Here is a 409-nt window from a genome sequence, read left to right on the forward strand (position 1 = left end):
CCGAATAACTGAGTGGCTAAATTTATACCTACAAAATAAAAAGCCCACTACACAGCGGGCCTTTTGATTTATTTAAGTCCAACTACTTCCTTGTAGTTAGACTTAACATCCCTGTCATTAAACTTCCTAAGACCTTACACTTTTAGACTTAAGCGGGATTATTCAGCCCAGCTCGCATCGTACTCAGTGATAGTCAAAGAGGTATCATCGTCTGTATAAAGCGTGCTACCAGCATCTACAGTGAAGCGAGCTTCAGAACCTGCAGTGAACAGATCAGCACTAGCGTTTACATTGTTCTTAATCGCTAGACCTGCACCTGTTACCGTTGCGCGAGTATCAGTATCAACACCAGTGTCACTTACACGGATCGCTTCAACGTCAGCATCTGATGAAAACTCAACCAAAATTT

Annotated in this window: 1 protein-coding gene; it reads right to left on the reverse strand. The window is 42.3% G+C overall.

The window, feature by feature from the left end:
* Positions 1-158: 158 nt before the first annotated feature.
* The coding region (locus tag A3756_RS27205) for a hypothetical protein (protein ID WP_197481151.1) at positions 159-409 on the reverse strand (251 nt) is incomplete at its 5' end.

The sequence above is a fragment of the Oleiphilus sp. HI0086 genome (genome assembly GCF_001635225.1).